The 7,326-nt window shown below is 42.1% G+C and carries 4 protein-coding genes; 3 read left to right on the forward strand and 1 reads right to left on the reverse strand.

Going from position 1 to position 7,326, the window contains the following annotated elements; genetic code table 11:
* Positions 1–36 precede the first annotated feature (36 nt).
* From HN459_02150 to HN459_02160, 3 genes are all read left to right on the forward strand, one after another.
* Entirely contained in the window at positions 37–2,676 is a 2,640-nt protein-coding gene (locus HN459_02150; GenBank protein MBT3478242.1) for a hypothetical protein, read from the forward strand.
* 18 nt (positions 2,677–2,694) lie between these two features.
* Positions 2,695–4,344, forward strand: coding sequence for a hypothetical protein (locus HN459_02155; GenBank protein MBT3478243.1), 1,650 nt, complete (start codon positions 2,695–2,697; stop codon positions 4,342–4,344).
* A gap of 73 nt (positions 4,345–4,417) precedes the next feature.
* Positions 4,418–4,888 (forward strand): hypothetical protein, encoded by a 471-nt coding sequence (locus HN459_02160; GenBank protein MBT3478244.1) that lies wholly within the window; start codon positions 4,418–4,420, stop codon positions 4,886–4,888.
* A gap of 54 nt (positions 4,889–4,942) precedes the next feature.
* Here HN459_02160 and HN459_02165 read toward each other — a convergent pair whose 3' ends face one another.
* Entirely contained in the window at positions 4,943–6,997 is a 2,055-nt protein-coding gene (locus HN459_02165; protein ID MBT3478245.1) for a CRTAC1 family protein, read from the reverse strand.
* Between the last annotated feature and the right edge of the window lie 329 nt (positions 6,998–7,326).

Here is a 7,326-nt window from a genome sequence, read left to right on the forward strand (position 1 = left end):
GGTATTATTATTGATCCATCAATTTCAGGCAGTCCAATGGGGGACATTAGCCCTGATGACGTTCAAAGTATTGAAATCATCAAAGGCGCTGCCGGCGCTTCAGAATACGGTGCCCGAGCAGCCAACGGGGTGATTGCAATCACCACTAAACGCGGTTCGGAAATTGGATTGGGCCAAACCCGGTTCAATTACAAAATGGAACAGGGCTACAATCAGCTAAATGGTTCCATTGAAACAAACGGATCCCACTTCTATAAAGTGGATCCCGCAACTGGTTACTTTATTGATTCCGATTCTGGCGAGCCATACGATCCACGCGACGACACTAAAAATCCAGAACCTCAGAATTATTCTGATAGCAGTTGGGCCAATGGCTACTATTTTGCTGACCAGCCATACAAATATGGAGTGACAGGAGAAGCTGGTGATGGGTCTCCAGAGCTGCTTCCAGACAACGGCGGACGCCCTGGTTTTAATCATGTAGATCGTTTCTTTTCCGATGGAAATTTCACCAAGCACAACTTCTCTATGATGCGAAATGAGGAAAACTTTAATGTTTTTGTCAGCATTTCAAACCACGCTGAAGATGGCGTTTTTGGTGACTATATAGACGGGTTTAATCGAAATACGTTTCGGTTAAATACGGATGTCAAATTACCTTATGGTATCAAATTGGGATTTAGTTCCTTACTCTCAAAATCCCTTAAAGAAGAAGCCAATACTGGCGCTTTCTTTGATATAACATTTTTCCCCTGGGATGTGGATATTCTAAAGAAAAATCCTGATGGCGAATATTATATTCAGCCCGATCCGCGGAACCAAGAAGAAGCAAACCCCGTGTATCAAATTGCGAATAACGAACGATTGAGTACGCGAGATCGCGCCCTGTTAGGGACCAACTTCAGTTGGTCCATAACACCGCAATTTAAAGCGGTTGGTTCTATGAGTTTTGACCGTTCTTCCCGTTTGTGGAAAAATTATTATCCCAAAGGGTGGCTAACCGTAACCCCAGACCCCAGTTATAATGAAGGAAATCTGGGTAAAACAAGCACCAGCGAAGAAGCCATTAACGGTGATGTAGGCTTAACCTATGCCACTCAAAAAGGGGATATGGATTTGATTGTTCGCGGTCGTTATAACTATGAATCATATAATTACAACTACAATAGCGGCAGTGCTTGGAAGTTGGCTGTTGGTGATGTCCCTCAGTTAGAAACCGGTGAAGAGAAATCGGTGAACTCTGCGAATCAAATTATCAATTCAGATGGGGGCAATGTGGGAGCCCAGATTGATTTTAAGGACCGTTATATTGTGGATGTTACCCTTCGTCAGGATCGCAGTTCTCTGTTTGGTCCCGAGAGCCGAGTGAACAACTACTATAAACTCAGCGGTGCATATCGGTTAAGCGAAGAAGGTTTTTGGAGCTCACTTAAGGGAATTTTCCCAGAATTCAAAGTTCGTTTCAGTCAAGGAACTGCTGGTGTTCGCCCTGCTTTTAGCCAGCAGTATGAAACCTGGTCAGTGGCTGGCGGTAATATTTCTAAGTCAGTACTTGGAAATAATGACTTGAAGCCGCAGACAACCACTGAAACAGAATTTGGCGTTGACTTCAGCATTATGGATATCGTTTCCGTTGAATTAACCCAATCCAGCTCCCTCAATGAAGATCAGCTTCTTCCTGTGCCTCTGGCCGGTTTTTATGGCTATAGTGCTCAGTGGCGGAATGCAGGTACACTCGAAGCGGAGGCGACAGAAGTATCTATAAACGCATCTGTGATCAACACCAGGGATATGTCATTAACCCTGGGGCTTAACTGGGATAAATATGATCAGAATATTACGGAATTCAATATGCCGGCATACTTGTATAGCGCCGGTGGTCCGTTAGTTTTTTACATGAAAAATGAAACCCAATATGCATCTTTCTGGGGAACAAAATGGACGAGAGCAGCAAGTGAGCTTCCTGCAGACGACCAGCAATATGCGAGCCAATTTGAAGTCAACGATGAGGGGTTTCTGGTTTGGGTAGGCGAAGGCAATACCTACAAAGATGGAATCGCCAAAACATTGTGGGGAAAAGCAAGCTCAGATATGAGCCAAACCTACAATTGGGGTCGCCCCATCCAGTATGTTGATGCAGATAGTAAAACACCTAAACTCCATCAAATCGGTACTTCTGTACCGGATTTCGGTTACGCATTCAATGGCAATTTCCGTTTTAAAGGCCTAAGCGTTTATGCCATGTTTGACGGTCAAAGCGGTGGCAACATCTATAACCGCACCCGCCAATGGGGTGCCCGCGAAGCAGCCACCGGTGATGTAGATCAATATCAAAAAGAAGATGGGATGAAAAAACCCACAATCTACTATCGGGATCTTTATCATGTGAACGCACCAAACGACTTCTACGTTGAAGACGCTTCTTACCTTAAATTGCGAGAATTGGCTGTCAAATTCAATGTAGCCAGCCTGGTTGATCTGCGAGGATTTGGTATCAACGGTTTAAATGTGGGTATTGTTGGTCGTAATCTGATTACATGGACAGACTATAGAGGCTATGATCCGGAAGTGGGTCGTGGCGGCGGTGAGCTCGGTTCTGCGGTGAATGCACGTGTGGATTCATACACATATCCGAACTACCGAACATTTTCATTAACAATGGATATAGATTTTTAAGGAAAGTAGAGCATACATATGAATATCATAAAGAAAACAATAAGTCTTACTTTGGTTGCTGTACTAGCCATGTCTGGCTGTGCCGATTTGGATGTCACCAATGACAATGCGCCTGACCAATCACGTGCTCTTGCGAAACCCGCAGATGTTGAATCTTTGATTAAGAGTACATTTTTAACCTGGTGGCAAGGAACACATACAACGGGTGGTTCTTTTAACCCCGGTGTAATGGCAGATGCCAATACTTCCTCTTGGGGAAATTACGGTATGCGAGAACTTGCATCTGAACCTCGCGCAGCCGCAAATAACAGCCCCGCATGGAACTACGCCTATGCTTTAGAAGAGCCTTGGTATAATTGGTACGGCGCTATTTCTGCTGCGAAAGATGGCTTAACTGCAATAGCTGCAGGTCAAGAAGGTGGGAATACTTTCTTAGCCGATGCGGATGCAGATATCCGAGCGAAAATATTCGCTAATTTCATCATGGGTATATCTAATGGAATGGTTGCTATTTACTACGATAAAGGATTTCTAGTAAAAGAAGATACTGATTTCAGTAAAGAAATTAGTACCGTTTCTTACGGAGAACTTATGACTGGTGCTATTGCCATTTTAGACCAGGTTATTAGTGACTGTAATACGAATGCTTCAGTTTCATTGCCTGAAGCTTGGTTACAGATTTCTGGTTTAACCCTGGGTGATCTAGGTAAGATTGCACATAGTTTCATTGCTCGTTTTGAAGCTGGCGTTGGACGGACACGGCAAGAACGGGATGCTGCAAACTGGGCATCTATCAAAAGTCATGCCTCTCAGGGTGCACCCATGGCCCCTATGGGAGATGGTGATTACTGGTGGACCCGTACACAGTATTATACAGGAGTTTCTGCAAGTTGGGGACGTGCTGATTATAAAATGCTTGGTCCCGCTGATAAATCCACTGGTTATGCAAACTGGCTGGGTGATGGTTCTGATGCAACCATAGCTGGGCGTAAAGCCTATTCAATGGAAACAGATGATGCCCGTATTACAGGCCCACTGGATGCCGATGGACTCCAGACCCAGGGGCTATATGCTAAAAATGAATATCGTACTCGTTTAATTGCATCCCGTGGACTTTATCATCAGACTTATTATTTGTTCAATAGAACACGTGACTATGCTGTTGACCAAGGACTTGTGGGTCCTATGAAGGACATTAACCAGACTGAGCTGGACCTTCTGCAGGCGGAAGCAGCGCTTCGTTCCGGTGATGCAGCTGGGGCTGCAACGCTGATTAACAAAACGCGTGTTAGTAATGGCGCTTTAACAGCCGCCGCCGCCGGTGATGGGATTGGTTCTGTATCTGATGGAGCCAATGCGTTAGATGGTGGTTCCTTATGGGCAAAGTATAAATATGAAAAGATCATAGAAGGATGTCTCATGCATCCTTATACTGGTTATACCGATCGTCGCGGTTGGGGTGACCTGGTTAAGGGTACCCCCACAATGCTGGCAATCCCTGGTAAAGAACTTGAAATCTTACTGATGGAAAATTATACCTTTGGCGGTCAAGATGCTATAGGTACGCCGGGAACAGCTGGTAAAATCCGAAATAATGGATATAGAAGTCACGGATTTAATATTGAATGGGAAAGAGTGACTCCCTTGAATAAAGCGGATTTACATTAAAGCCTGAATTAAAATAAGTAAAAAAGGCTCCGCATTTGCGGAGCCTTTTTCTTAATATAAAGATATGATCTTATTGAAAAAAATAGGCAGTACATTATTATTTTTCACCTTAGTCTGGATTGGATGTACTGGTGTGCCATCCGGCGCCATAACGGAATATCGTTTAACAATCGGTACAGCCACTATGGATGATTTTATTGCTCTGTCAAATAGAACACTTAACCGACATCGCTACATTGTGGATCGCACCGAAGATAGAGGTACGGGCGCTATAGTCGAATGTAAGAATGAATATCCAGGCATATCTAATGAGGAAGCACTTCAGGGTATTATAGAAATCAAATATACGTTATTTCTTGAAGCAAGGGTAAAAAGTAGTGGCGGCGGTATGTTTTCTGTCCGCGCTATAGTACAATCTTATGGACGGTTCAGTGGAAACGAAGATTGGGTAGACATTCCGATTAATGATGAATCTAAACGGCGTGTAAAAACATTAGCCAATGATTTGAAAACTGAATTCGAAAGTAAAATTCGCGCCTTTTAATCCTCTTTATTCCTCTTCCCCTTTAGAGGGTTAAACATAAATGAGGAAGAGATATTATTCATTTTTTTGTATAGATTCATTTTCGGTCACATGATACCACACATTAGGATCAATCTCCGACAATGTTTGTGTTGTTCTAGATCCGGGCCAAAAAATATGAATTGTTTTAATTTTGTTAGCTTTCCCTATACCAATCATTTGATCAAAAGGGTTTCCCCCAAAACTACCACCGCTGGAAATGGTACGATAAATGGATGTTCCGGTTTCTAACACGACCTCAATCCGTGCTCCTAAAGCTAATTTATTTGTTTGCATTCCTTTTAAAGATAATCCAACCCAGTTATTATTCCATCCTCCGGGGTTCTGAAATAGCACATTTTGATATACACTTCCTTCATAAGCCCCACCCATAACAGTATGAACATCCAAATCTCCATCCTGGTCAAAATCAGCAAACGAGACGCCATGCCCTTTTTGTAAGTGGCCAAACCGTCCATGAAAGGTTACATCATCAAATGATTTCCCTTTATTGTTTAAAAACATACGGTTGGGTTGAATAGAACGAAAATCTGGGTCGCCAGTTCCAGCATAAAAATCCAGGAACCCATCGTTATTTAGATCACCAAAATTACTTCCCATGGTGAGCAGCGGATGGTCCATATTTGCTATTAATGTCACATCGGTGAATGTGCCATCTTTGTTATTTTGATAAAGTCGCGGAGATTCACCTTCATGTTTTAATCCAAGATAATCCATGGCCACATGGCCGGAGGAGTTATCATAGCCGGATACCCAGATATCTTCCCAACCGTCATTGTTGAAATCCCAAAACCAAGTAGGGAAACTATTGATGGGTTCTGTAACGCCGGCTTTCTTTGATATATCTTTAAAGTGATAATTGTTTACCGGCCCGCTATTTTGGAATAGCAAGTTGGGTTTTCCTAGGCGGGAGATATATAAATCCAAAAAACTATCATTGTTTATATCTCCCCAAACAACAGCTTTCACAAATCCAGTAACATTAACACCAAGCGACCAGGCAACGTCGGTAAAAGTACCATCTTGATTATTTTGATAAAGTTCGGAAATATGTTTGAAGTCATTTGTGCTCTCGTTTCCAATAAAGAGATCGAGCCAGCCATCGTTGTTAAAGTCTCCCCAGGATGCCGTTTGAGTTGGGTGCTCAGAATATATTTTTGCCGAGAGAGTTACATCAGTAAATGTGCCGTCACCATTATTTTTTAACAATGAATTTGGTTGATCTCCATCTTCCCTAAACCACCCGCCCCTCAAAACAAATACATCGGCCCAACCATCATTGTTATAATCTCCATGGACCATATTTAGCCCCCCTGTAATTCCATGAAGATTGGCAGATTGGGTTCGATCCTCAAATCCGTGAATTCCCATATTTTTAAAATAATGAAGCTGATTATCCATGCCCCAGGATGAGACCATAATATCCACCAACCCATCCCCATCAAAATCGTCTGCAATAGAACCTCCCGCAAGGCTAACATGATCTAACCCAACAGATTTTGCAATTTCTTTAAATTCAGGAAAAATAATTGAATCGGAAGGTGTTAATTGTGGGATTAGCCAGCGATCGGGCACTCGGTCTGGATAATCCCCTTTTACCATGTAGGAAAGATTTAATAACCAACGATAGACATAGTCATTAGGATTGTTTGCAAGTAGAGAATGATAGATATTGATTGCATTTTCTGCGCTTGATTTTTTTCTATGTATTCCTGTGCCACGAATAGGCATGATACAAGATTCTGCATTATGACCATCCAAACAATTGGTTTCTTCTCCATGTCGAAAATGAGTGATAGCCAACAAATCCTTAATAGCAGTCATAAATGATTCGGGGGGAGCGATATTCAGAGAATCAATTGTATGTAATACATCATTATATTGATCAATTGACTGTTGGGTATATCCCGCATTTAGCATTTCGTTAGCAATAACGGACTGGTGCTGGAGGGTGGCAGAAATATGTTCTTCAAAAATTTGGTTTTGTAGCCAGGCCAATCGTTTTTTATTGGCATATAAATTTATTTCAGGATTAACTGTTCCCGATTTTTCGGATAAAATTTGAATCATTTTACGGTGGCTTTTTAATTCAGTTGATTCGCACCCGTACCAGGTAAATAAAATTGTTATTATCGGGATGAATTTTAAATTGTTAATCATTTTTAAAATGGACACCACTAAGTAGACAAATTTAATTAGCCATATAACACCTCATCACAGGACGTTATGTCCTGTGAGAGATTTGATATTTGAGAGGGAACATTTTATTTTTAAAAAGCCTGCCCAAAGAAAACGGCATTGAGAAATAATCCATTGGTGCCGTACCAAAAAGCGCGAAAGTTTGGATTATCCGCAAATAGAATTACGTGGCCACCCCCTTGTTTACGGGCTATGATGGA

This window comes from Candidatus Neomarinimicrobiota bacterium (genome assembly GCA_018647265.1).
Classification (GTDB): Bacteria; Fidelibacterota; Marinisomatia; order Marinisomatales; family TCS55; genus TCS55.

Coding starts and splice junctions, on each gene's coding strand:
- HN459_02150 (MBT3478242.1), top strand. CDS start 37: ATGGGGGACATTAGCCCTGATGACGTTCAAAGTATTGAAATCATCAAA.
- HN459_02155 (MBT3478243.1), top strand. CDS start 2,695: ATGAATATCATAAAGAAAACAATAAGTCTTACTTTGGTTGCTGTACTA.
- HN459_02165 (MBT3478245.1), bottom strand. CDS start 6,997: ATGATTCAAATTTTATCCGAAAAATCGGGAACAGTTAATCCTGAAATA.